We start from the raw sequence: 2597 nt of genomic DNA on the forward strand, positions 1-2597 counted from the left end.
CCGCTCCGCGAAAATTTGGGGACCCACACCCCATGAAGCCCCGGGTTCAGGGTGTGGCTGATCATCGAAACGAGCTCATGCCAGGATGGTGGTGATGACATCCTTCACAGTCGGTTCCCCTGTCCCGGAAACAGCAGCCGCACCGCCCGCGCTCGCGGACGCCGTCCTTGACTGGTACGGAGTGTGCGCCCGGGATCTTCCCTGGCGAGACCCGCGAGTGAGCCCGTGGGCGGTCCTCGTCAGCGAGATTATGCTTCAGCAGACACCGGTGAACCGGGTCCTGCCCGTGTGGCGCGCATGGACCGACCGCTGGCCGACCGCGTCCGCGCTTGCCGCCGAGCCAGCCGGCGAGGCCGTACGGATGTGGGGGCGGCTCGGCTACCCGCGGCGGGCGTTGCGGCTGCATCAGACCGCCGTCGCCATCACGGAACTACACGGTGGAGCGATCCCCGACAGCGTGAACGAACTACTGCGGCTGCCAGGAGTCGGTACCTACACCGCTCGGGCAGTTGCCGCGTTCGCCTTCCAGCAGCGTCACGCTGTGATCGATGTCAATGTCCGGCGGTTTGTCAGCCGTGCGGTCGGTGGCCACGATGACCAGCGGACGGCGACATCACGCCGGGACCTGCAACTGGTCGAGTCGCTCCTACCTATCGACCCGCGGATGGCAGCCCGGGCCAGCGCGGCGTTCATGGAACTCGGCGCGCTGGTCTGTACCGCGCGGACGCCCCACTGCGCTGCCTGCCCGGTGGCGGAAGAATGCGGATGGCACCAGGCGGGCAACCCGCCCGCGGATTCCCCGCCCCGGCGTCCGCAGGGTTATGCCGGGACCGACCGACAGGTACGCGGACGCCTGCTCGCGGTGCTGCGCGAGGCGCCAGGGCCGGTACACCGCGAGCTCCTCGACGCGGTGTGGGACGAGCCGGTACAACGCGAGCGAGCGCTGAGCGGACTACTGGACGACGGTCTCGCGATCCTGATCGCGCCAGGTGTGTACGCGCTGCCCGGACATCCCGCGATCGATTCCTGAGCTATCCGCGCACCGAGGTACCTGCGCACGCGGCTCGAGGGGAACACCGAAACCGCCGTGGGGCTGGGGCATGCGCCTCACCGCATCGCGACGCATCCGCCTGGCATCCAGGCATGCCTCGAACACTTCCGGCGGCAGCCACTTGACCAAGAAAAGCAATAAATAAATCAGCTTGGCTGCAAAAGAAGCTGACGACCAAATATTGCAGGGTGCGGAAAATACCTCTACCCCCGACCGCACCAGCCGCCAGATATTTGCTATAAAGCAATATCGATGCTGTCGCATGCCCGAAAGCCCCTGGGGATGCCGATGGCTATTTGATCGTGAAGTCACAGTACGGACGCGCAGTGATCTCACGGACATGCTTCACGTCACCCATGGCCCATAGCGGCGGGCGGTGGGTAGGAAAGGGCGCCAATGCGACAACGTGGAGCTGCCGTGAACGGCTCGCCAAAAGGACCACATAGTCGTCCGCAAACGCATCGATCAAAGTTGCTAGGTTCTCATCGAGGAGGCCCGAAAATGGACACCGACGGCGACCTTGTACCCGAACCCCGAGGCGTACCCAACACGACACCGACCTCACTTGCCGAGGTAGTGACCGTCCAACACGGCCCGGTCGTCGAGCATGAGCTCATCCTCGCGGCCGGTGCCACCGCGGCCGACCTGACCGCGGCCATGATCCTGGTACCGGCACAGGCCGCCCTGATCAGCTTCCACGGGGACGTCGACCTGTCGCTGATCTTTCGCGAAATGCCAGGCGACAGTGGCACCACGCCATACCCGACCTGACCCCGGCGGCGCTCCGCTCACAGCGGCGATCCTCGCCAGCAACCATCTGGACGCGGCTCCCTGATCGAACGACGACTCCCGCAACACGCCGTACCGGTTAGCCGCGTCATTCCAGGGTAATCCGAAGATCAGGATTATCACAACCAAGGGCCACTCCGATGGATGTTGATCCGGTCAAAGATCTGTCGGACGGTCCCGCACCGGCCTGTGCCCAAGGATGCTGGGAGGACGCTCGTGGACGAGAATCCAAATTCGATCAATACTGACATCGAGGCAACCAGAACACGGCTTGCCGAAGAGCTCACCGCGCTGTCCGAGAAGATGAGTCCCACAAAGGCGGCAGGACGCACCGTCGAGGATGCCAAGATCGCCATAGCCCATACCTGGGAACGGATGGCCACCGGCGCGGCAGACGCCCGGGTGCGGCTTGCCGGGGCAACCGAGGACCTCGCGCCCAGGGCCTCGGCGACAGCCCAGAAGGCGAAGGACAGCGCGGGCCGGGCGGTGCACCGGGTCGGGCAAAATCCGCACTTTGCGGGAAACGCGCAACATGTGCGGGACGCCGCCAGCCAGACGGCGGCGAAGGTCAGCCATAACCCGCGCGTGACCGCAACAGCCGAGAAGGTGCGGGAATCCACAGTTCGCCCAGCGCGGACCATGCAGGCCGTGCGCCAGCAAGCCGTCAACAGCCCTCGCGCCACCCGTGCCACGGCAGCCGCCATGACCGGCGTAATGATGGCAGCTGTGCTGGTCATCATCGTCCGCGGCAGACGCT

At 65.5% G+C, this 2597-nt stretch carries 3 protein-coding genes; all 3 read left to right on the plus strand.

Going from position 1 to position 2597, the window contains the following annotated elements; translation table 11 throughout:
• Window positions 1-94: 94 nt before the first annotated feature.
• Window positions 95-1030, plus strand: a complete 936-nt coding sequence (locus MJ783_RS15930; protein ID WP_239311231.1) for an A/G-specific adenine glycosylase — start codon at window positions 95-97, stop codon at window positions 1028-1030.
• Window positions 1031-1552: 522 nt separating this feature from the next.
• On the plus strand, window positions 1553-1822 hold the full coding sequence (locus tag MJ783_RS15935) for a hypothetical protein (RefSeq protein ID WP_239311232.1): 270 nt from the start codon (window positions 1553-1555) through the stop codon (window positions 1820-1822).
• A 234-nt stretch (window positions 1823-2056) separates the two neighbouring features.
• A partial coding sequence (locus MJ783_RS15940) for a DUF3618 domain-containing protein (protein WP_239311233.1) occupies window positions 2057-2597 on the plus strand: 541 nt, incomplete at its 3' end.

Origin of the sequence: Protofrankia sp. Cj3 (genome assembly GCF_917627355.1) — a bacterium.
GTDB lineage: Bacteria > Actinomycetota > Actinomycetes > Frankiales > Frankiaceae > Protofrankia.